This window comes from Martinezella hainanensis (assembly GCF_900094555.1).
Taxonomy (GTDB): domain Bacteria; phylum Pseudomonadota; class Alphaproteobacteria; order Rhizobiales; family Rhizobiaceae; genus Rhizobium; species Rhizobium hainanense.
Map to the genome: position 1 here is coordinate 1,289,715 of NZ_FMAC01000001.1, position 21,440 is coordinate 1,311,154.

General features: G+C 61.7%; 21 protein-coding genes and 1 pseudogene. 10 read left to right on the forward strand and 12 right to left on the reverse strand.

Going from position 1 to position 21,440, the window contains the following annotated elements; genetic code table 11:
- Window positions 1-2: 2 nt before the first annotated feature.
- The 5 genes from GA0061100_RS06255 to GA0061100_RS06275 all read right to left on the reverse strand — a co-directional run bounded on the left by GA0061100_RS06255 (window position 3) and on the right by GA0061100_RS06275 (window position 3,508).
- Entirely contained in the window at window positions 3-773 is a 771-nt protein-coding gene (locus GA0061100_RS06255; protein WP_075851794.1) for an anti-sigma factor family protein, read from the reverse strand.
- Window positions 760-1,299, reverse strand: coding sequence for a sigma-70 family RNA polymerase sigma factor (locus GA0061100_RS06260; protein ID WP_075851795.1), 540 nt, complete (start codon window positions 1,297-1,299; stop codon window positions 760-762). Before GA0061100_RS06260 ends, GA0061100_RS06255 begins: the two co-directional genes overlap by 14 nt.
- Window positions 1,300-1,364: 65 nt before the next feature.
- On the reverse strand, window positions 1,365-2,288 hold the full coding sequence (locus GA0061100_RS06265; RefSeq protein ID WP_075851796.1) for a bestrophin family protein: 924 nt from the start codon (window positions 2,286-2,288) through the stop codon (window positions 1,365-1,367).
- 123 nt (window positions 2,289-2,411) lie between these two features.
- Window positions 2,412-3,164: a peptide-methionine (S)-S-oxide reductase MsrA gene (gene msrA, locus GA0061100_RS06270; protein ID WP_075851797.1), complete on the reverse strand. Its 753-nt coding sequence runs from the start codon at window positions 3,162-3,164 to the stop codon at window positions 2,412-2,414.
- A 134-nt stretch (window positions 3,165-3,298) separates the two neighbouring features.
- Complete coding sequence (locus tag GA0061100_RS06275; protein WP_075851798.1) at window positions 3,299-3,508, reverse strand: SlyX family protein; 210 nt, start codon at window positions 3,506-3,508, stop codon at window positions 3,299-3,301.
- 235 nt (window positions 3,509-3,743) lie between these two features.
- Here GA0061100_RS06275 and GA0061100_RS06280 point away from each other — a divergent pair, with 235 nt between their 5' ends.
- From GA0061100_RS06280 to GA0061100_RS06300, 5 genes are read left to right on the forward strand one after another with little or no spacing between them, the layout of a single operon-like run.
- Window positions 3,744-4,580 (forward strand): metallophosphoesterase family protein, encoded by an 837-nt coding sequence (locus tag GA0061100_RS06280; protein ID WP_075851799.1) that lies wholly within the window; start codon window positions 3,744-3,746, stop codon window positions 4,578-4,580.
- Complete coding sequence (locus GA0061100_RS06285) at window positions 4,577-5,740, forward strand: ABC transporter ATP-binding protein (protein ID WP_075851800.1); 1,164 nt, start codon at window positions 4,577-4,579, stop codon at window positions 5,738-5,740. The genes GA0061100_RS06280 and GA0061100_RS06285 overlap by 4 nt, the downstream gene beginning before the upstream one ends.
- On the forward strand, window positions 5,733-6,656 hold the full coding sequence (locus GA0061100_RS06290) for a carbohydrate ABC transporter permease (protein WP_075851801.1): 924 nt from the start codon (window positions 5,733-5,735) through the stop codon (window positions 6,654-6,656). The genes GA0061100_RS06285 and GA0061100_RS06290 overlap by 8 nt, the downstream gene beginning before the upstream one ends.
- Window positions 6,653-7,489 (forward strand): carbohydrate ABC transporter permease, encoded by an 837-nt coding sequence (locus tag GA0061100_RS06295; RefSeq protein ID WP_075851802.1) that lies wholly within the window; start codon window positions 6,653-6,655, stop codon window positions 7,487-7,489. Before GA0061100_RS06290 ends, GA0061100_RS06295 begins: the two co-directional genes overlap by 4 nt.
- A gap of 32 nt (window positions 7,490-7,521) precedes the next feature.
- Window positions 7,522-8,787, forward strand: coding sequence for an ABC transporter substrate-binding protein (locus tag GA0061100_RS06300; protein ID WP_075851803.1), 1,266 nt, complete (start codon window positions 7,522-7,524; stop codon window positions 8,785-8,787).
- 71 nt (window positions 8,788-8,858) lie between these two features.
- Here the strand turns inward: GA0061100_RS06300 and GA0061100_RS06305 are convergent, their stop codons facing one another.
- Window positions 8,859-9,842 carry a LacI family DNA-binding transcriptional regulator gene (locus tag GA0061100_RS06305; RefSeq protein WP_075851804.1) on the reverse strand — a complete coding sequence of 328 codons (984 nt, stop codon included), beginning with the start codon at window positions 9,840-9,842 and terminating at the stop codon, window positions 8,859-8,861.
- 251 nt (window positions 9,843-10,093) lie between these two features.
- On the opposite strand from GA0061100_RS06305, the gene GA0061100_RS06310 reads away from it, so the two are divergent.
- A complete protein-coding gene (locus GA0061100_RS06310; RefSeq protein WP_075851805.1) occupies window positions 10,094-11,002 on the forward strand; it encodes a YncE family protein in 909 nt (302 codons plus the stop codon).
- Between the two features lie 34 nt (window positions 11,003-11,036).
- Here GA0061100_RS06310 and GA0061100_RS06315 read toward each other — a convergent pair whose 3' ends face one another.
- Window positions 11,037-11,492, reverse strand: coding sequence for a MarR family winged helix-turn-helix transcriptional regulator (locus GA0061100_RS06315; RefSeq protein WP_075851806.1), 456 nt, complete (start codon window positions 11,490-11,492; stop codon window positions 11,037-11,039).
- Between the two features lie 74 nt (window positions 11,493-11,566).
- Between GA0061100_RS06315 and GA0061100_RS06320 the strand changes: the two genes are divergently transcribed.
- Window positions 11,567-12,727, forward strand: a complete 1,161-nt coding sequence (locus GA0061100_RS06320) for an FAD-dependent oxidoreductase (protein ID WP_075851807.1) — start codon at window positions 11,567-11,569, stop codon at window positions 12,725-12,727.
- A gap of 72 nt (window positions 12,728-12,799) precedes the next feature.
- On the opposite strand, the gene GA0061100_RS06325 is transcribed toward GA0061100_RS06320, so the two are convergent.
- Window positions 12,800-14,386, reverse strand: coding sequence for an aldehyde dehydrogenase (NADP(+)) (locus GA0061100_RS06325; RefSeq protein WP_075851808.1), 1,587 nt, complete (start codon window positions 14,384-14,386; stop codon window positions 12,800-12,802).
- 225 nt (window positions 14,387-14,611) lie between these two features.
- Between GA0061100_RS06325 and GA0061100_RS06330 the strand changes: the two genes are divergently transcribed.
- Window positions 14,612-16,117, forward strand: coding sequence for a mechanosensitive ion channel family protein (locus tag GA0061100_RS06330; protein WP_075851809.1), 1,506 nt, complete (start codon window positions 14,612-14,614; stop codon window positions 16,115-16,117).
- A 107-nt stretch (window positions 16,118-16,224) separates the two neighbouring features.
- Here the strand turns inward: GA0061100_RS06330 and GA0061100_RS06335 are convergent, their stop codons facing one another.
- Window positions 16,225-16,836, reverse strand: coding sequence for an NAD(P)H-dependent oxidoreductase (locus GA0061100_RS06335; RefSeq protein WP_075851810.1), 612 nt, complete (start codon window positions 16,834-16,836; stop codon window positions 16,225-16,227).
- Window positions 16,837-16,915: 79 nt separating this feature from the next.
- Between GA0061100_RS06335 and GA0061100_RS06340 the strand changes: the two are divergent.
- A pseudogene (locus GA0061100_RS06340) lies at window positions 16,916-17,622 on the forward strand (TetR/AcrR family transcriptional regulator).
- Here the strand turns inward: GA0061100_RS06340 and GA0061100_RS06345 are convergent.
- Window positions 17,577-19,106, reverse strand: coding sequence for a S10 family peptidase (locus GA0061100_RS06345; RefSeq protein ID WP_075851812.1), 1,530 nt, complete (start codon window positions 19,104-19,106; stop codon window positions 17,577-17,579). The pseudogene GA0061100_RS06340 and the gene GA0061100_RS06345 overlap by 46 nt on opposite strands.
- A gap of 207 nt (window positions 19,107-19,313) precedes the next feature.
- On the opposite strand from GA0061100_RS06345, the gene GA0061100_RS06350 reads away from it, so the two are divergent.
- Window positions 19,314-20,045 (forward strand): dienelactone hydrolase family protein, encoded by a 732-nt coding sequence (locus GA0061100_RS06350; RefSeq protein ID WP_075851813.1) that lies wholly within the window; start codon window positions 19,314-19,316, stop codon window positions 20,043-20,045.
- Between the two features lie 81 nt (window positions 20,046-20,126).
- On the opposite strand, the gene GA0061100_RS06355 is transcribed toward GA0061100_RS06350, so the two are convergent.
- Complete coding sequence (locus tag GA0061100_RS06355) at window positions 20,127-20,831, reverse strand: cysteine hydrolase family protein (RefSeq protein WP_075851814.1); 705 nt, start codon at window positions 20,829-20,831, stop codon at window positions 20,127-20,129.
- A 128-nt stretch (window positions 20,832-20,959) separates the two neighbouring features.
- Window positions 20,960-21,439 (reverse strand): MarR family winged helix-turn-helix transcriptional regulator, encoded by a 480-nt coding sequence (locus tag GA0061100_RS06360; RefSeq protein ID WP_083961274.1) that lies wholly within the window; start codon window positions 21,437-21,439, stop codon window positions 20,960-20,962.
- Window position 21,440: the final 1 nt, after the last annotated feature.

Genomic DNA, 21,440 nt, shown 5'->3' on the forward strand with positions numbered 1-21,440 from the left:
AACTAGTAGAGGCTGCGGGCAAGCTTTTCGGCATCGCCGTCAAGCTGACCCGCTTTGCCATTGCCGATCAGCGCATAGGCGACTTCGCCGATCTGCCAGTAAGCAGCCTGAACATCGTCACGCTTGATGTGACTGACGTCCTGGACGGCGAAATTGCCCGGGCGGACAGCAAACAGTGATAAATGCCCGTCTTCCCCGGCATCGACCATCATTTCGATGCTCGGACCGAACTCGGACGGATAGATTTGTGCATCGGTGACACGCCAGTCGCCCGGCAGTTCCGGCAATATGATCGCCGTCGAAGCACGGATTTCTTCCGGATTGTAATTCGCGGCCGCCGATTGCGGCTTGATCTCTTCGCGCACGGCGGTCGTCTTGTAGGCGCGCACCGCGTCGTCGACGAAGGCCGGCGGCCTTGTGGACGCACTGACCTCGCTCGCCGTAAAGGCGCCGAAGGACGTATGCGCGACCCAGCCGGTCGTCACGAGCACGGCGATGGCGGCAACCCGCTGGAAGGATCCCAGCATGCGGCCATAGACCAGTCCGCGCTCCAGCCGCCGCGCGGCCTCCCGAGTTTCTGCACGGACCACATGACCTTCTCCGGCCAGCGCCATGCGCAGCTCGCCACGGATGCTCATATCGGCCATCACCTTGGCGGCGATCTCCGGATGCTCTGAGAGATAGGATTCCACCTCGACACGGCGCGCGAGTGTCAGCTCGCCATCGACATAGGCGTCGAGATCGGTATCGATGATCGGATCAACGATTTTCATTGCCGCCTCCCTCGATAAGCCTGAGATGTGAAACCTTGGAGGTAGCCTCCTCGAAATTACGCAGGCTCGCACGAGCCCGCGCAATGCGGGACATCAGCGTGCCGACGGGAATGCCAAGAGCGGAAGCCGCCTCTTGATAGGAGAGATCCTCTATCGCCACGAGATGCAGCGCCTCGCGCTGCTCCTCTGGCAGACTGAAGAAGGCTTCGCGGACCTGGCTCAAACGCACCGTGTGGTCCTGCGATGCCGGCAATGCCGTTTCCAGCTCGGTCGCCGCCTCTTCATGGCGACGGTTCAGCGATTTGTTCTGGCGCAGGCGGTCGATATGCACATTATGCAAGATCGACAATAGCCAGGTGCGCAGATTGCCGTCGCGCCTGAAAGATGCCTTGTGCTCATATGCCTTGACCAGCGCATCATGCACCAGATCCTCGGCCTCGTCCGCATTGCGCACAAGCGAGCGGGCGTAACGTCTCAGCGAACCGAGCTGCCCCAAAACATCGAATGTGCGTCCTTTGCGTTCCATACACCTATATACGGAAGCACTCCGGATTCTATTCCATCGTCCGACGAATATTTTTGCAGATTTTTTTACATCAGCAGGAAATCTTTGGGCTGTGGCAGCGGCGGCAGGTCGGTTTCGCCCAGCGCTTCGCGCAGATTGATCTCGATCGTATCGGCAAGGGCACCTATGGCGAGCGCATTGGGCCGCCGGCCGAACGGGTCTTCCAATTCGTCGCCTAGCGCATCGAGACCAAAGAAGGTGTAGGCGATCAGCGCCGTCACGAAAGGCGATCCCCAGCCGAGCGTATCGACATAGCCGAAAGGAAGCAGGAAGCAGAAGAGATAGGCGGTGCGGTGCAGGAGCAGCGTATAGCCGAAGGGCAGCGGCGTGTTGCGCAGACGCTCGCAGGCCGCCTGGGCCGCACCCATCTGGCCGATGGTGATATCCAGCATCTGATATTGGATATCCGAAATCGCACCCGATGCCTTCAGCCGTGCGAGATCGGCGGACATCAGTCGCAGAATAAGGTCGGGCCGGTTCTGGGCGACATGATAGAATTCGGCTTCGCTTGGCGTCAGCAGGCGCAGCACCTTGCCCTCGTCGCTGCCTTCACGCAGAAGACAGACCAGTGCCTGCGCGAAAGCCATGGTCAGGCGCAGCAGGTTCTTGCGCGCCTCGACGCCCACCTCGCCTGCGCCCTCCAGCACCAGCGTCTGCCGGGCGAAGCTGCGCGCGAGTTGGACGAGTTGCCCCCAGTCGCGACGCCCCTCCCACCAGCGGTCATAACAGGCATTGTTGCGGAAGCCGAGGAAGATCGAAAGCGCGATGCCGAGCAGCGACAGCGCCGAGCCGTTGAAAGAGACGATGAGGTGCGGCTTCTCCTCATGCCCCCAGACGATCAGGGCCGACAGCAGGAAGATGGCGATGATCTGCGGCAGGATGCGCCGGATGATCGACCCTCGAACGATGAAGAAAAGCTGGAAGAGATTCGGCCGGTCGCGGACGATCATGACGAAACGCACTCTCGATCAATGTATGGTGAGGCAGCAATACACCAGACGCACCGGGAGTAACGAGCATTTCTTGCAAGGCGGCCCTGACCGGCGGGCATCGCTCGCCGGTCAGGCGGACCATCATTTCGCGCTCGCGCTTGCCGTCACCAGAACCGGGTCGGCGCGATAATCCTTAGGGAAGAGATGCTGCAGGTTCTTGATCTTCGGCAGGTCGTTGATGACGATATAGGGATAGCTCGGATGCGTCGTCAGGAAATCCTGATGATAATCCTCGGCGGTATAGAATTGCCGCGCCGGCTCGATCTTGGTGACAACAGCCGCATCGAAGGCCTTGGCGTGGTTGAGCTGGTCGATATAGGCCTTGGCAATGTCAGCTTGCGACTGGCTGGTCGGGAAGATCGCCGAGCGATATTGCGTGCCGGTATCAGGCCCCTGATAGTTCAGCTCCGTCGGATCATGGGCGACAGAGAAATAGATCTGCAGCAGATGGCCATAGCTGATCTTGTGCGGATCGAAGACGATGCGCACGGATTCGGCATGGCCGGTATCGCCCGAGCTCACCATCTCATAGTGAGCCGCATCCTTGCTGCCGCCGGTATAGCCCGATGTGGCGCTGATCACGCCGTTGACATGCTGGAAGACGCCCTGGACGCCCCAGAAACAGCCGCCGGCAAGCACGGCCGTCTCCGTATTGGCGGAAGGAACCTTCTCGTCCACGCTCGGCGACGGGATAACCCGCGCATCCTCGGCCGATGCGCGGCCGGCAAATTGCAGGGCAACGGCGGCAACCAGTACCGACGCTGCCGTGAGTCCGGCAAAGCGCGCAACCCGCGCCGAACCGATACGGATCATATCTGTCGATAAAGTCTTCATGACACTCTCCTCTCGACCGCCATTCTAAACGCTTCGGTCAGAAGGAGATACGGGAAGGCGAGGCTCAATGTTACAAACGGCCGCGTGTAACACTGAAACGTGAACGAGGCGGCGGCCTTGTTCAGAAATGGTGTTCAGTAATGGGGCGGCTTGGTGATGGCCGGCGCATCGAGAGACTGCTCTTCCAGCGTCAGAAACCGCTCGGTCAGCCGATCGAGCTTCTGCCGCGTCTGCTCGACCACCTTCCATTGTTCGGCAATCTGGTCGGACAGCTCCTCGATCGTCTTCGCCTGATGGGCAACCGTTTCCTCGAGCTTGATGATGCGGCTTTGTTCGTCTGACATATCTGATCCCTTTCGCAACGATCTATAGCAGCGTGGCAACCGCGTATAGTGCTTCCATTCGGCAGGAGGCGGGCGGCACCCTCGTTTGACGGCGATGTGACAAAACTGAAAAACAGATGAAAAGACCCGTTACCTAACTGACATGGGGGCCTTCTAAAGAGAGCGCAGAGACGCGCCGGTTTGAAGGCCATTCCTTCCTCAGGCGCACCCTTTCTGACGACTGCGGAGAAGCGCCTTGAAGATCATCCAGATCACCGACACCCATTTGAGCCCCAACAAGCCGCATTTCAACGGCAATTGGGAGCCACTGGCGAAATGGATCGAGGCAAGCGGCGCCGATCTCGTCGTTCACACCGGTGATCTGAGCGTCGACGGCGCCGACAAGGACGAAGATCTTATCTTCTCCATGGATCTGATGCGACAGATCTCCGTGCCGATGCTGATCGTGCCCGGCAACCACGATGTCGGTCACCTGCCCGGCTCCTATCAGCCCGTCAATCCCGAACGGCTGGACCGCTGGCGCCGCCTCGTCGGCCCCGATTATTGGGCGAAGGACGTCGACAATTGGCGGCTGATCGGCCTCAACAGCCTGCTGATGGGCTTCGAGGATGCCGAAGAGCAGAAGCAGTTCGACTGGCTGCAGGATATGCTCGAAAGCCGCGGCGACCGCCGCGTTGCCCTCTTTGCCCACAAGCCGCTCTTCGTCGATGCGCCGGATGAAGGCGACACCGGCTACTGGAGCGTGCGCCCGGCGCAGCGCCGCCGCCTCTATGATCTGATCGCGGCCCATGACGTCGCCCTCTTCGGCAGCGGCCACCTGCACTGGACCTGGGAAGGCCGCTTCAACGATACCGCCGTCGTATGGGCACCGCCCGGCGCCTTCATCCTCGACAAGATGGAACGCGAGATGCCCGGCGAACGGCTGATCGGCGCGGCCATTCATGAACTCGGCGAGACGGTGTCGACCGAGCTCGTCGCCGTACCCGGCATGACCGCCTACTTCCTCGATGACGTCGTCATGGAAGTCTATCCGCAGGCAGCACCCAAGGCACAGAAGGAGCCGACCGAATGAGTGCACTCTCGCTTCGCGGCATCGCCAAATCCTTCGGCGGCAATGCCATCCTCAAGGGCGTCGACCTCGAGGTCCAGCCCGGTGAGTTCATCGCCCTCGTCGGTCCGTCCGGCTGCGGCAAGAGCACTCTGCTACGCATCCTTGCCGGCCTTGATCATGCCGATAGCGGCGAAATCATCCTCGGCGGCAGCGACGTCTCAGGCGTCGCGGCGGCGGATCGCAACATTGCCATGGTCTTCCAGTCCTACGCGCTCTATCCGCATCTGACGGCCTCGGAAAACATCGCAGTGCCGCTCGCCATGCGCCGCCTGTCGCGAGTCCAGCGCCTGCCCTTCATCGGTTCGATGATCCCCGGCCAGCGCGCCGCCCGCACCGGCATCATCCGCGATGTCCGGGAAATGGCGGTTTCGCTGAAGATCGATCACCTGCTAGACCGCAAACCCGGCCAGATGTCCGGCGGCCAGCGTCAGCGCGTGGCGCTTGCCCGCGCCATGGTGCGTCGCCCCGCCGTCTTCCTCATGGACGAGCCGCTCTCCAATCTCGACGCCAACCTGCGCGTCCATGCGCGCGGCGAGATCGTCGATCTGCACCGCCGCGCCGGCGTGCCCACGGTCTATGTCACGCACGACCAGGCCGAGGCGCTGTCGATGGCCGACCGCGTCGCCGTCATGATCGGCGGCCAGCTGCTGCAGCTCGCCTCGCCGCAGACGATCTACGACGATCCCGCCCATATCGAAGTGGCCCGTTTCGTCGGTCAGCCACGCATCAATCTTTTGCCGGCGCTGGCCGAAAACGGCATCGTTGCCTTCGGCGGCATCCGGCTTGCACTGGAAGACGGCAGCGTCGCCGGCGGCAACGTCACGCTCGGCATCCGTCCGGAATTCGTGACCCTCACGCAGAACCGGCAGGATGCGCTTGCCGCTCACATCGAGCGCATGGAATTCCTCGGCTCCGAAGTCATCCTCTATGCCAAGCTCGACGCCATCGGCGAGACGATGGTCATCAAGCTCGCACCGGCAGACGTTGCCGGCCTTACTGCCGGCATGCCGGTGGCGCTGGGCCTCTCAGCGGAACAGGCGATGGTCTTCGCCGAAGACGGCCGCCGCCTGCGCGCCGCACCGACGACCGTCGACGCCACGCGGGAGAAGGCGCATGGCTAGCATTGCCGCCACCTCCTTGCCGCTGCAGACGGCCGCGGCCCGCGAACGGAGCGAAGCCCGCACGGCTCTGCTCTTCGCCCTGCCCGCCATCATCCTGATCGTGCTCTTCATTCTGGTGCCGATCGTCGCCGTCGTCGTGCTCGGCTTCACGGATTTCCAGCTTGGCGACAAAAGCTTGCGCTTCGTCGCCTTCGAGAACTACGCGCATCTGCTGCGCGATCGCGCCTTCCAGAAATCGCTCTGGAACACGACGGTCTATACGGCGATCGTCGCGCCCGTCTCGATCGTGCTCGGCCTCGGCGTCGCGCTGCTGATCGAAAGCGAAGGCATCGGCCGCAGTTTCTTCCGCACGGCCTACTTCCTCCCCGTCGCCTCGCTGATCGTCGCGATGGCAACCGTCTGGCAATATCTCTTCCATCCGACGATCGGCCCGATCAATGCGATGCTCGCTCAAATCGGCTTGCCTGGCCCGAATTGGCTCGGCTCGTCGGCGACCGCCCTCTACAGCCTGTCGATCATCGGCGTCTGGCAATCGGTCGGCTTCAACATGGTGCTGTTCCTGGCCGGTCTCACCGCCATCCCGCGCGAGCTTTATTCTGCAGCGGAAGTGGACGGCGCAAAATCGGCGTGGGATCGCTTCTGGCTCGTCACCTGGCCGATGCTCGGGCCGACGACGCTCTTCGTAACCACCATCAGCATCATCAATGCGGTGAAGGTCTTCGATACGGTAAAGGCCCTGACCGACGGTGGCCCGAACCATGCGTCGGAAGTGCTGCTCTTCAGCATCTACCAGGAAGGCTTCGTCTATCTCCGGGTCGGCTATGCCTCGGCGATGACCACCGTCTTCCTCGCCATCCTCGTGGTGCTGACCTTCCTGCAATATCGCGTCCAAGACCGGCAGGTGCATTACACATGACCTCGACAGGCTTCACTCCCGGCCGCATCCTGCGCCTCGCTTTGCTGATCCTGGGCTCGCTGATCTTCCTGGCGCCCTACATTTTCATGATCTCGACCGCCGGCAAGGCGCAGGACGATATCTTCACGTCGGCCCTGAAGCTGATCCCGACGCATTTCTATTACGTCGAGAACATCGCCAAGGCGCTGAGCAAGGTTGACATGGGCACGCTGCTGTTCAACGGCGTGCTCGTCTGCGGCCTGATCTTCTTCTTCCAGGTGCTGATCGCCATTCCCTGCGCCTACGCCATGGCGAAGCTGAAATTCCCGGCGGCACGCACCATGATGGTGCTGATCATGCTGGGCCTGCTGATCCCGATCCACGCGACGGCGCTACCGCTCTATGTCGGCTTCAACAGCCTCTCGCTCCTGAACAGCTACACGGCTCTCGTCGCGCCCTTCTCGATCTCGGTCTTCGCGATCTTCATGTTCTTGCAGTTCTTCCGCGCCATGCCCGACGACCTGATCCACGCCGCGCGCCTCGACGGCATGTCGGAACTCGGCATCGTCGCCCGCGTGATCGTGCCGAACGCATGGCCGGCCGTGACCGCTTTCGCGATCTTCTCGGTCGTCGCGCACTGGAACGACCTCTACTGGCCGCTGATCGTCATCAGCAAGCAGGATTATTTCACGCCGCCGCTGGGCCTCATGTATTTCCGCGCCGCCGAAGCCGGCGACGACTACGGCGCGCTCATGGCGGCAACCCTCATCATCACCATTCCCCTCGTCGCGGCGTTCCTTCTCGCACAGAAGCGTTTCGTCGAGGGCATCACCATGACCGGTCTCAAAGGCTGACCGGTTCGAAATTTGAAAACGGAGAACGAGCGATGAAGCATATCACCCAGATTCTCGCCGCCGCGGCCATTTCGATGGTCGTGTCGGTCCCGGCCTATGCCGAAACCACCCTGACGGTTCACTATCCCATGCCCGGCTTCTTCAAGAACGTGATGGACACGATCTCGAAGAAGTTCATGGAAGAAAATCCGGGCATCAAGATTCAGTTCGCCGCTCCTTCGGCCACCTATGAGGAAGGCATTCAGACCATCCTGCGCCAGGCCGGCACCAGCGAAATGCCCGATGTCACCTTCATCGGCCTCAACCGCCTGCGCATGATGGACGAGCGCAACGTCGCCGTCGACCTCGGCCCCCTCGTCAAGAAAGAGGGCAACATGGCCGAACAGGGCTTCTCGGACACGATCCTGAAGCTCGCCCAGGTCAAGGGCAAGCAGGTCGGCCTCGCCTTCGCAACGTCGAACCCGATCATGTACTACAATGCCGATCTGGTGAAGGCCGCTGGCGGCAATCCGGACAACCCGCCGAAGACCTGGGATGAAGTCATCGCGCTCGCCGGCAAGATCAAGGCGCTCGGCAACGGCGTCGACGGCATGGACTTCCGCTGGCAGGGCGACGACTGGATGTTCTCCGCCCTCCTCTTCGGCGCCGGCGGTAAGATGCTGAGCGACGACGAGACGAAGGTTGCCTTCAACGGTCCAGAGGGCCAGAAGGCCGTCGAGATGATCCAGCGCTTCGTCAAGGAAGGCGGCATGCCGGTCTTCACCAAGGCTGCAGGCGAACAGGCTTTCGCTGCTGGCAAGGTCGGCTTCGAATTCCAGACGACCGGCGCGCTGGTCAACACCATCAAGAATGTTGGCACCAAGTTCGACCTGCGCACCGCCAAGCTGCCGCTGATCGACCCGGTCAACGGCCGCCTGCCGACGGGCGGCAACGCTGTCGTCATCCTGACCCATGACCCAGTCAAGGAAGAGGCCGCCTGGAAGTTCGCCAAATTCGCTGCCGGCCCCTATGGCGCCTCGGTCGTCGTTCCCGGCACCGGCTACGTTCCGAACAACGAGCTGGCCGCCAAGTCGGCCGAGTATCTTGGCGACTTCTACAAGAAGAACCCGCTCTTCCAGGCCGGCCTCAGCCAGATGTCGATCATGATCCCCTGGTATGCCTTCCCGGGTTCCAACGGCGTCAAAGTCACACAGACCATCGTCGACAATCTCTCGCGCATCGTCGACGGCTCGGCCACGCCGAAGGAAGCGCTCGACGACGCTGCTTCCGACGTCGAAGGCCTGCTACCGCGCAGCTGATCTTTCGAGCCGGTCTGAACAATCCACGCCGCTTCTGCTTGAGAGGCGGCGTTTCCGTTCGCAGGCAGGCGTCAGGGTTGAATGGCGAGATTGCGCACCGTGCCGCCCGCACGCATTCGATAAGGCACGGTCAGATGACGCGGCGGCGCGGCATTTTCCGCCATGTCGAGCAGCAGCGAGGCCGCTGCCGCTCCCATCGTCCCGTCCGGAATTTCCACTGTCGTCAGCGGAACCTCACCCAGAAAACCAAGGGAAATCCCGTCGAAACCCGCGACCGAAATATCGCGTGGGATCGAAAGCCCCTGCCGTCGAAGCGCTCCCATGACTCCAAGCGCGAGAAGATCGTTGGAGCCGATGATCGCCGTCGGACCAAAGCGTGAAACCGCATCCGAAAGATCGAGCTGCTCCAGGCTGTTTACGAAGGAAATCTCCAGTGCATCGAGTGGCTGTTGCCCCGCGGCTTCCATGGCCCTGATATAACCGAGGTAGCGCAGCTTCGCCCGATCCGAGGCCGAAAAATGGCCCGATATGAACAGAATACGGCGATGCCCCTTGCACAGGAGATGATCGGTCAGATCACGACCAGCGCCGAAATTGTCGGTCGCGACGGCGGCGGTGAAGCGGCTGGTCGGCAGGTTGCCAAGCAATACGGTCGGCGGCAGGGTGGATGACGGGAGCAGGCTGCGTTCGGGATCGCAGAGCGTCAGGATAATACCGGTCGGTTGCTGTTGAAGCAGCGAAGCGACGGCATCGGCCTCCTGCGCCGGATCATAATTCGATTGCGCGATCAGCACGCTATGCCCGGCATGAAGCGCCCTGTTCTGGATGCTGGAAAGCGAAGCCGCGAAGACCGGATTGGTGATGCTGGGAATAAGCACTCCGATCGCCGGCCGACCGTTGCCGGTGCGCCCACCCGCCCGATAGCCGAGCTCCGCCGCCGCACGCCGCACGCGCCGCACCATTTCGTCGCTGACGGGGCCGTTGCGGTTCAGCACCCGGCTCGCGGTCGCGACCGAACAACCGGCCCGAAAGGCGATCTGCTGGAGCGTCGACATGATATCAATCACCTCCGGCTTCGGGTTTCAGGCCCTCGTGGAATATCCCCTGGAATGAGGGGATTTATATCAGAGCGATGACACTTATTTGACGGACCTTCGCATAGGTCGCGACATCAATGCACTTGACTTTGTTGCAGCGCAACAGATCTTCATCGTGATCGCAGCGGCGAATGATGCTGTCATCAAGCGATGCCATGATTGCCGCGCTGTGATCCGCAGATCCGCCCCCCCCTCGAAAGGATGCTCTCATGTCAGAAGCAGAAGCACGGACGCCTGCCAACACCGAAAGATTGTTCTTCCTCGACATCAACGACGGACGAATCCTCTCCTCCGCCATCGACGGCACCGATCTCAAGCTCATCGTCCAGCGGGCCGGCCGCAGCCCGGACGGCATTCTCGTCGACAGCGAGAATGGCTGGATCTACTGGACGGAGATGGGCAACGACTACAACGCCCATGACGGCTCCATCGAGCGCATGGACCTCGACGGCGGCAATCACGTAACACTGATCCCGCCCGGCAGCACGCTGGTCACACCGAAGCAGATCCAGCTCGATCGCGACAACGGCAAGCTCTATTGGTGCGACCGCGAAGGCATGCGAGTCATGCGCGCCAATATCGATGGCAGCGACATCGAGACCTTGGTGCAGAACGGCGAAGGCCCTGAGGACAGCGCCGAGATCGAGCGCTGGTGCGTCGGCATCGCCCTCGATCTGCCGCTCGGGCAGATCTATTGGACCCAGAAGGGACCGCCGGATGCCGGCCTCGGCCGCATCTTCCGCGCCGGCATCAATATCCCGGCCGGCGAAACCGCAGCCAGCCGCAGCGATATCGAAACCCTGCTGGACAAACTGCCGGAGCCGATCGATCTCGAACTGGATCTCGCCACCCGCACGATCTACTGGACCGATCGCGGTAATCTTCCGCGCGGGAATACCGTCAACCGCGCCCTGATGGATGATATCGCCGCAACCTCCGCAGTCGTCCTCGAAGGTCTGGACGAAGGCATTGGCCTCTCGCTCGACCTGCCTGGTAACCGCATGTTCTTCACCGATATCGGCGGCAATCTCTATTCCGCAAGCCTCGACGGCTCGGGGGAGCGTGAACTGCTGCACCATGCCGGCTCTTTCACCGGCATCGTCTACGCCGAGGTCTGAATGGCTGTCATCGTAGGCGCGCAGATATGCGCGTCTACGCCCCATCCTCCTCGGCCACCATCCGGTCGAGATTCTGGTTGAGCCGCCGCATCAACTGAAGCAGCGTCTGAACCTCCTCCGCGCCGAACCCGGCCAGAACAGCCTCGCGTCCCTCTTCCAGCGCCTGACGGGCAGCCGGCAACCTTTCGCGCGCCGCATCGGTTAGAGATACGAGACTACTGCGACCATCCGTGGGATCGGGTGTGCGCCTAATCAACCCGTCCCGTTCCATGCGCGCCAGCATCTGCGCCATCGACGGCTGCTCGATCTTGGCGAATTTTGCCAGATCCTTCTGCGACATCTCGGCGCCATTGCGGAGCATGTAGAGCACCGGCAGCTGGCCGATGTTGAAGCCCAATGCCTTCACACGTCGCTCGCCGAGACGCGCGAACGACCGCGACGCCATGTTGATGAGCGGCGCCGGCGCGTCGAACAAATCCCAATCCGTCATTTTCGCCCCACTTGAATAGGTACCTATGTTAATCTATATAGGTACCTATGTACAAAATTATGAGAACCGTGTCCATGAGATCCTATCCCCGCATCGCCATCATCGGCGCAGGCCCCGGCGGGCTGACGCTTGCCCGCATTCTCCATCAGGCCGGCGTGCCGGCCAGCATCTTTGAGCGCGAAGAACACGCCCTTGCCCGCCCGCAGGGCGGCACGCTCGACCTGCACGTCGAATCCGGTCAGCTGGCGATGCGCCGTGCCGGTCTCTACGAAGAATTCCTGCAGATCGCCCGCTACGAGGACCAGGGGAGCCGGCTTTACGACAAGGACGGCACGCTCATCTTCGCTGATGACGATGCCGACGACTCCGACCGGCCGGAGGTGGATCGCACGGCGCTGCGGCAGACACTGCTCGCCTCCCTGCCGAAAGAAATCATCCGCTGGAACCATAGTTTGCGCGAAGTGCGCCCGCGCGACGACGGCACCTATGATCTGGTCTTCGAAAACGAAATGATCGGCCCTTTCGATCTCGTTATTGGTGCCGATGGCAGCTGGTCGAAGGTCAGGCCGCTGGTATCCTCCTACCGCCCGCAATATAGCGGCATCACCTTCATCGAATTCGGCATCGATGACGTCGACGCGAGCCACCCCGATCTTGCGGCCCTCGTCGGCCGCGGCAAGATCGGTATCGAGGCCGACGGACGTGGCCTGATCGTCCAGCGCAACGGCAATTCCCATCTGCGCGGCTACGCGATCTTCCGCGTGCCGACCGAATGGGCCGAGAAGACGTTCGACTTTACCTCACCGGCAAAGGCTCGGGCGCGGCTGGCCGCAGAATTCAAAGGCTGGGCGCCGCGCATCCTTGGCCTTGTCGAAGCCAGCAACGACCATATCGTTTCGAGGCCGATCTATGCGCTGCCGGTCGGCCACCACTGGCAGAACCGTATCGGCATCACGCTCCTCGGTGATGCCGCGCATGTGATGTCGCCCTTTGGCGGCGAAGGCGTGAATATGGCGATGCTGGATGCTGCGGAGCTTGGCCGCCAGCTTCTCGAAAACGACGAGTGGAAGGACGCCGTCAAAGCCTATGAAGCGGAGATGTTCGAACGCGTCATCGAGGCGGCCGAACATGCTGCGGAAGCCGTCGCCACCGAGCTCTCCCATCTCGGCGCGGAACTCTCCCTTCAACATTACCAGGCGCATCTCGACGCCCGTCTTCAAGGCTCCGCCGCCTAGAATGGCACAAAGAAAAAGCGGGCCAAGATGGCCCGCTTCGGAGACGTTATTTCATACCGTCGGGACGGCGACTTAGTTACCCTTGCGCACGCCATCGAGGAGATGCGGCAGCGACCTGACACCCTCGTTACGCAACTCTGCCGGCAGCAGCCCTTCCGGAAGATCCTGATAGGAGACCGGGCGCAAGAAGCGGCGGATGGCCAGCGTGCCGACCGAGGTCGTGCGGCTGTCCGACGTTGCCGGAAAAGGCCCGCCATGCACCATTGCGTGGCTGACTTCGACGCCGGTCGGCCAGCCATTGGCGAGGATGCGCCCGGCCTTGCGTTCCAGCACCGGCACCAGCTTGGCGGCCGTAGCATAGTCATCCGCCTCGATCTGCAAGGTCGCCGTCAGCTGGCCCTCGAGCTTTTCTGCAACTGCGATCATCTGCTCGATATCCTTGCAGCGCACGAGAAGGCTGGCCGCACCGAAGACCTCGTGTCCCAAGCGCTCATCCGCCAGGAACTGCTCGACATCGGTCTCGAAGAAGATGCCGGGGCTGCGGTTGACGCCTTCGGCCGGCGCGCCATGAGCGACGGTCTTGACCGCATCATGTTCCGCCAGTGCGGCAACGCCCTTGTCGAAGGCGGCGTGAATGCCAGGCGTCAACATCGGCGCCGGCGCGCGGCCGGTCAGCGCATCGCTGGCAGCCTGGACGAACCGGTCGAGATCGGGGCTTTCGATCGCAAAAAGCAGGCCCGGATTGGTGCAGAACTGACCGGCACCGAGCGTGAGCGAATCGATAAAGCCCGTTCCGATCGCTTCGGCGCGCGCGGCAAGCGCTGCCGGGAAAAGGAAGACGGGGTTGACGCTGCTCATCTCGGCATAGACCGGGATTGGCTCCGGTCGGGCCGCAGCGATGGCGCCAAGCGCCAGGCCGCCGCCACGCGAGCCGGTGAAACCCACAGCCTTGATGCGGGGATCGCGCACCAGCGCGGCACCGGTTTCGTTGGCGCCGGTCAAGAGCGAGAACGTGCCTTCCGGAAGACCGGATGCGGCAACGGCGGCGCGGATGGCGCGGCCGACAAGCTCGCCAGTGCCGGGATGGGCCAGATGACCCTTGACGATGACCGGGCAGCCGGCCGCAAGCGCCGAAGCCGTGTCACCACCGGCAACCGAGAAGGCGAGCGGGAAATTGCTGGCACCGAAGACGGCGACCGGGCCAAGCGGAATCTGGCGCAGGCGCAGATCGGCGCGCGGCAGCGGCTTGCGCTCCGGCAATGCCGGATCGACGCGCAGATCGAGCCATTCGCCGGCACGAACCACCTGGGCAAACAGCCGAAGCTGGCCGACGGTGCGACCGCGCTCGCCCTGCAGGCGCGCGACAGGCAGGCCAGTCTCTTCCGTTGCCCGCTCGATCAGCGCATCGCCGATCTCCATGATGTTGTCTGCAATCTTTTCGAGGAATGCCGCGCGCTGCCCGGGGCTGGTCGCACGGTAGACGTCGAATGCCTTTGCCGCCAATTCGCATGCCTTGGCAACGTCGCTTTCGCTGGCGATCGCAAAGGCCGGCTCCAGGTTTGCGCCGGTTGCCGGATTGATGGCACGCGCGGTCCTGTTGCCGCCGGTGGAATCTGAGCCGATCAGCAGATCGCCGCGAATCTCGAAAGACTGTGTCATGGGTATTCCTTGATGATGTCGGAGCGCGAAGCTCGGCGCTCTCTAAGGCAGATAGCAGGATGGGATGACAGATGTAAGATGATAATCGTCATCTAATTATCAAGGGACAAGCCCTGAGATCAAGGCGTCAGCGTCAATTAGTCATACTTTATCTGCATATGGCGCTGCGGCCTCTTTCGTGCCAATTTAGCGGCCATCCGAAAGACCGAGTGCGGCCAAGCCCCTATGTCCATTGCACTTCTTGGTGATCCGATCGTCCAGTTCTGTATCCTGGTCGTCATTGGCACATTCGTCAGCCGCATCATGCTACGCCATCAGAGGGCGGGCCGACTGATCGGACAGATCATCTTCTTCGTCTGCCTGACCGTGCTTTTGCTCTATCACGGCATCGTCCCCTATGAGCCAAGCCCGCCGCAGGAGTCGGTTACGCTGCGCACCTTTACAGGCTTTGCCAAGATCATATGGTGGATCAACGGTGCCTGGGTGCTGATCGCCTGCGTGCGGCTGTTCCTGATCTTCGAGCGCAAACCCCGCGAGGGCCGGCTGCTGCAGGATCTGATCGTCGGCGTCATCTATCTCGGTGCCATTCTCTCCATCGTCGGCGATGTCTTCAGCGTCCCGATCGGTACGCTGATCGCGACGTCGGGCGTCTTCGCCATCATTCTCGGTCTCGCCCTGCAGAGCACGTTGAGCGATGTTTTCTCCGGCATCGCCCTCAATCTCGGCCGGCCATATTCCGTCGGCGATTGGATCGTCCTCGACAACGACATCCAGGGACGGGTCGTCGAGACCAACTGGCGCGCCACGCAATTGCTGAGCGGCACCAACGATCTGGTCGTCATTCCAAACAGCATCCTGGCCAAGACGCGGCTGACCAATCTCTCCTCGCCGGATGAAAGCCATGGTGTCACCGTCACCGTACGGATCCAGCCCACCACCGTGCCGCCCATCATCATCGATGTGATGCAGAACGTGTTGATCAGCTGCAACTCGATCCAGAAAAACCCGGAACCCAGCGTCGCCATCAATTCCATCGACGGGCAGGCGATCGAACTGCAGCTGTCCTTCCGCGTGCGCGACATGTCGCTGACAACGGCCGCAAAGAACGAAATCTATGATCTGCTCTTCCGCCATACCAAGGCGGCAGGCCTGAAATTCGCCGATCCTCCCGGCACGATCATGCTGCCAATGGAGCAAAAGGCCGAGGCGCCCGACGGGAAGCAACACGCTCCGGGAACGCCATGGCGATTGGTCAGCAATATCCCTCTGTTCTCGTCGCTGACCGAAGATGAGAAGGAACATCTGGCGTCGCACATGCAGCGCCGGACCTACCGCAAGGATGCCGTCATCGCCGAGCAGGATGCTCGCCTGCGTGCACTGACGATCGTCCGCTCGGGCGTCGTCAGCATCACCCGCCGCGAAGGGCATCGGCAGATCGAGCTGACGCGCCTCGCGCCGGGAGATTACTTCGGTGAAAACGGCCTGTTGATGGGATCGGGCGAAGTCGGAACGGTCCGCGCCCTGACCTTCGTCGTCACCTATGAAATCGGCGAGGACTGCCTGGCGCCCATATTACACGACAGACCCGCGCTTGCCGAGGAGCTGGGCGCCATCATGGCCAAGCGCATCGAGGCCGAACAACACCTTTTCGCCAACGCCGATATGCTGGTCCACGGCGCCCCCGTGAGCTCGCTAAGCTCGCGCATCAAGCATCTCTTTCAGCTGCAGTAACACGACCAGAGCAATTCCAGGAAAAGTGCGCAGCGGTTTTCCGTCCGGAATTGCGAGAAAGCAAACAGATAGAGCGGTTCAGAGATTCCGTGAAAAGCTGAACCGCTCTAGGCCGCATCCGCCGTCGTTTGCGATGGTGAAGCCGCAAAGAGGTTTTGTCCGATAGAGCGAGCGGTATCGAGGTGAGAGGTCATGTCCTGCGTTTCCGTCAGGAGCAATTCGGAGGACATGACGGGAGCGCCGCAATATCCGAAAATTCCGTGGTCGATCTGCGTCCTCATGGCGCCGAAATAGCCGTGGCGCGCATAGGTGCGCATCGTTGCCCCGCCAATGGCAATCAGGTGGATACGAAGATGCTGCAATCTCTTGATCGACCTGTCACCGGGCATCTCGTCATAGGCCCAGCCATTGCTGAACACACGATCGATCCATCCCTTGAGAAGCCCCGGCATGGACCACCAATAGACGGGATAGACCAGCACCAGTGCATCGGCACGATCGATTCGCGCCTGCTCGGCAACGACATCTTCAGGCGACGGCCCCTCTCTCAGATGTGCGGCTATATCGGCAGCGGTGAAGCGCGGGTCGAAACCCTCCGCCGAAAGATCGGCGATTTCAAACGTAGCCGCCGAAGCCGTTACGCCTTCGGCGACTTCGGCTGCAACACTATGGCTGAAGGAACCAGGATTCGGATGGGCGACGACGATAAGCGTATGCATGTGAAAAACCCCTGCTGACACATTGTAGGCAATAGTTCAGTCCTATATACTTTTAGTAAGTTACTTTTGGTATATAACGATGTCAAGCATGCAGACAAGGAAACCGGAGTCCCGCAGCCGGCTGACGCGGGAGGAGCGCTACCGGCAGCTCATCGAGGTCGCCTGGCAAATCGCGGGGGATGAGGGAACGGAGGCCCTGACACTGGGACGGCTTTCGGAGCGTGCCGGCGTAACGAAGCCCGTTGTCTACGACCATTTCATCACCCGTTCCGGCCTACTGGCCGCACTCTATCGCGAGTTCGATAACAGGCAGACCGAGGTGATGGACAAGGCGCTCAATGCTGGCAGCCCGACGCTGACAGGCCGGGCGGAGGTGATCGCCGCCTCCTATGTCGATTGCGTTCTGCGGCAGGGGCGCGAGATACCTGGCATCATCGCTGCGCTTGCGGGCTCGCCGGAACTTGAAAAGATCAAGCGCGACTATGAAACTGTTTTCATCGAGAAGTGCCGCGCGTTGCTTGCTCCCTTCGCCAATGCCAGCTCCATTGCATCGGCCGGTCTCTGGGCAATGCTGGGTGCGGCCGAAGCGCTCTCCTATGCCGCCACGATGGGGGATATCACCCCGCAGCAGGCAAAGGACGAGCTCTGCGAAACCATCAAGGCCATGGTTGCGAGAAACACGTGAAGGCCGGTCTCATGACGTTGCCGGATTCCAGGCGGAGCCCGGCAGGTCGGCGCAGTCAGTTCGATTGCGCTGCCGGCGCGGCCTTGACCTGTCCGGCATAAAACGCCTTGGCATCGCTGGTGAACTGCTCACGCGACATCGGTCGTGTGTAGAACATGTGGCCGCCGCGATAGAGTTTCAGCGCCACCCGATCGGCAAAGGCTGCCGGCATGTGGTCGAGCACATATTTATTCACGCCGAAGGGAATGACGAGATCGCTGTAACCCTGCCCGATCATCACCCGGAATGATGGCGTCAGCGACAGTAACTCCTTGAGATCGTGGCTGGCGCCCGCGGTCCCGCGCGAGCCGCCATTACGCCCACCCCATTTCCACTCCCTGTTCACCGATGACGACAGCAACGCGTAGGTCATGTCGGTGCGGAAGCCCAGCTCATCGCGGGCATAGCCGGAAAAGGCACCGCCATAGGCGCGCACGAACCCATCCAGAACCGGATCGCCGCCGTGCTCGGCCTCCGACTGCGGATAGGGGTCAGGTGCGAGGAAGGAAGCATCATAGGCGCTCGCGACATCGGCGCCGTCGCCATCGGAATGCTTGCGGTAGACTCCGCTGAGAAAGCCCTGGCTCTTGGCGACGACATCTTGCGGAATGCCGGTCAGTTTCGCCACGCGCCCATAGAAGGCTTGGCCGGCATCGCCTGATGGCGGCGGCCCGGCAAGCGCTGGCAAATATTCGTTCAAGGCGAAAGCCTGGGCATCCTGGACCGCTTTCTCGCTAAAAGCGTTTTGCCGTTCCAGCTCGGCGGCCGCCAGCGACGGCAGCTGCAAGGCAGCGCCAAGCGCATCCTCACCACCGCCGAAGACAAACCGGCCTTCCAATAGGGGCGACAGCATGACGATGCCGGAAATCAGAAGGCCCTGATCCTCGCGCAGGCTGTTGGCAACCTTGACCGAGCGAAAACCGCCATAGCTTTCCCCGAGAATATATTTCGGCGACGCCGCCCGGCTGTTGTGAGCGACGTAAAGAGCGATCGCCTTGGCGAGGCTTTCGGCATCGCTGTCGACGCTATAAAAATCATTCTGGTCGTCCGGTTTGGCAGTGCGGCTCCAGCCAGTGCCAATCGGATCGATCAGCACGAGATCGGTAAATTCGAGCCAGCTTTGCGGATTGTCGACGAGCTTGGCATTGGCGCCATCACGCCCGTTCGCGCCGAAATCAACGATGCGCGGACCGACGAGCCCGAGATTGAGGAAGGCTGAGGCAGCACCCGGCCCGCCATTGAACACGAAAGTCACGGGCCGGTTGGCATCCCGGTTCTTGGCGACATAGGCGGTATAGAAGATCGCAGCGCTGCGCTGACCATCCTGACCGAAGAGATCGAGCGTCCCGGCCGTCGCCGTATAGGGAATGGTCTTGCCGTCAGCATTGAGAACATGGTCGCTGACCGCATCGGGCGGCAGGAGCGAGAGCACGCCGCTCGCACCGGCAGGCGCGCCATGACCCTGCTCGGGCGGGGCGGCAGATGCCGTCGCCGATATCAGCGAAAGAACCAGCACCAGGCCGGGAACCATCTGGCGAAAAGACATGAAATCGCATCCTCCAAAGGGGTCATCGCATAGACGTCGTTGCTGGCGATACTATGTCACAGACGACGAGCGCCGAAACTCAAGAGATGTTGATCGATGACCCCGGCGGTTTTGAAGGAACATGCTCTTGAGGGCCTGTGGGCCGTTTGCCAAAGTAGGATGCGCTGCGGGGCACGAGCCGATAATGAGATCGCAAGGGAAACGACGATGAAACAGGATATCGAAATCAAGACGGCCGACGGCACCGCCAAAGCCGCCATCTTCCGCCCCGATAACGGCGCATCCGCCGAGCATGGCGTGATCCTCTATATGGATGCCATGGGGCCGCGTTCGTCGCTCAATGGCATGGCGCAGCGACTTGCCGACGCCGGCTACATCGTGCTGCTTCCCGATCTCTTCTATCGCTTCGGCGCCTATGGTCCCTTCGACGGCGGTGCCTTCGGCAATCCCGCCTCCCGCGAGACGATCATGTCAATGATACGCGGCACGACGCAGGAGATGACCAAGGTCGACAGCGCCGCTTTTCTCGACACGCTGTCTGCAGCAGGCGCCAAGGGTGCAACCGGCGTGGTCGGTTATTGCATGGGCGGGGGCCGCGCGCTGACCGCCGCTGCCGCCTATCCCGATCGCATCGCGGCTGCCGCAAGCTTCCACGGCGGCAATCTTGCAAGCGAGGCGGAAGACAGCCCGCACCGTCTGGCCGCCGATATCAAGGCGCGCGTCTATATCGGTGTCGCCGGCGTCGATAACAGTTTTCCACCCGAGCAATCGGCACGTCTTGCCGAAGCGCTGCGGACCAGCGGGGTGGATCACGCCATCGAAAACTATGTCGGCATGGCGCATGGATGGACCGTGCCGGATCACGGCGTCTACGACGAGGTCGGCGCCGAAAGGCACTGGAAGCGGCTGCTGAACCTGTTTGACGAGGCCTTCGCCTAAACAGCTCGTGCGGACATCCCGTTGCCGCGCGGGCAGCGGGATGGTTTCCTTCCGATCGGCTGCTAGGCAAGCCGCTGGGGATCAGAACTTGATCCTGTCGATGGTGGTCAATGTCGTCTTCTGCGAGACGCCGGGCGCATTGACCATGTGCCAGGCCACATATTGCTCGCCATAGAGCTCTGTCGACGACATGCCATCGACGGGCAGCACGATGTTCATGCCGTTGAGTGCGGCATCCGTCGCCGTATCGAGCACCGCGCCCTCAGACGCCGTGCCTGTCACGATGACGGTCTTGATGCCCTTGTCGGAGAGAATGCTGCGCAGGTTCGTGCCAATGAATTTGTCCGGTCCGGATTTGACGATCGGCTCGCTCGCCAAAGGCGCCAGCGCCGTTGCGATATCCTGCGCTTCGCCAACGCCGGCCAGACTGAACACGACAAGCATCTCCTTGGCGCGCGCCTGATCGAGCAGGGTTTTCACCTTGGGCACGGAGGCGAGACAGCGCGGCTTGGTCTTCGCGTTGCACGGTCCCTTGATCGGGTCCTGCGCGCCGTTGAAGTCGAGGATCAGCAACGCCGTCGTCTTCGGATCGACCGTGACGGTTTTCAGCTCCGGCGGCGCCGGCGGCTTCACGTTGTGCCATTCGTCGATGATCGTCTGGGCTGATGCCGGCGATGTCAACCCAGGGCTGAAGGCTGCAGCAAGGACTGCAAAACCCGCGCAGAAAGCAAAAACCGCATTCCGCCCCACGCCGCTTGCCTGGCTGATGAAGTTCCTCTCTTGCATCGACGTTCCCTTCGGTTGACCGTGGTGCAAACAGATAGGCTAGAAACCGTGACGGAGTAACGAAACTCTTCGTGATAGCGCTTTAAAGCATGCGCCCCGCATATCACAGGCGCATCGAACCGTACCGCCTATGTCGCCGCTTCGTCCATTGGCTCTCCGGAGCTTCCTCCGCTACGAAGCTTGCCAAGCACTGCCTGTAAAGCCTGCTTGAGCCCTTCGATCTCCTGTGAACCGGCAATGTCGGACCAACGCTCATCCACAAGACGGCCGGTTGAAACCGCGATCGGCCGCACGCCTTTGCCACGCTCGGTCAGAAAGACCAATCTTGCCCGCCGGTCGTCGGGGTCCGGCCGGCGCTCGACATAGCCGAGGCGCTCCAGTTCTTCCACGGCCTGCGTCATCGTCTGCTTGCGGACATGGGCGAGCCTGGTGAGCTCGCTCACCTGAATTCCTTCCGGGCGCATGAAGGTGAACACATTGGCGTGCGGTGGCCGGATATCGCCATAACCGGCTTGTTCCAGCGCGGCTTCGACATCCTGTGTCCAATGTTGATGCACGAGCCGCAGCAGCAGGCCCAGGGACAGACGGGTGGGAGCGCAATTTTCCATG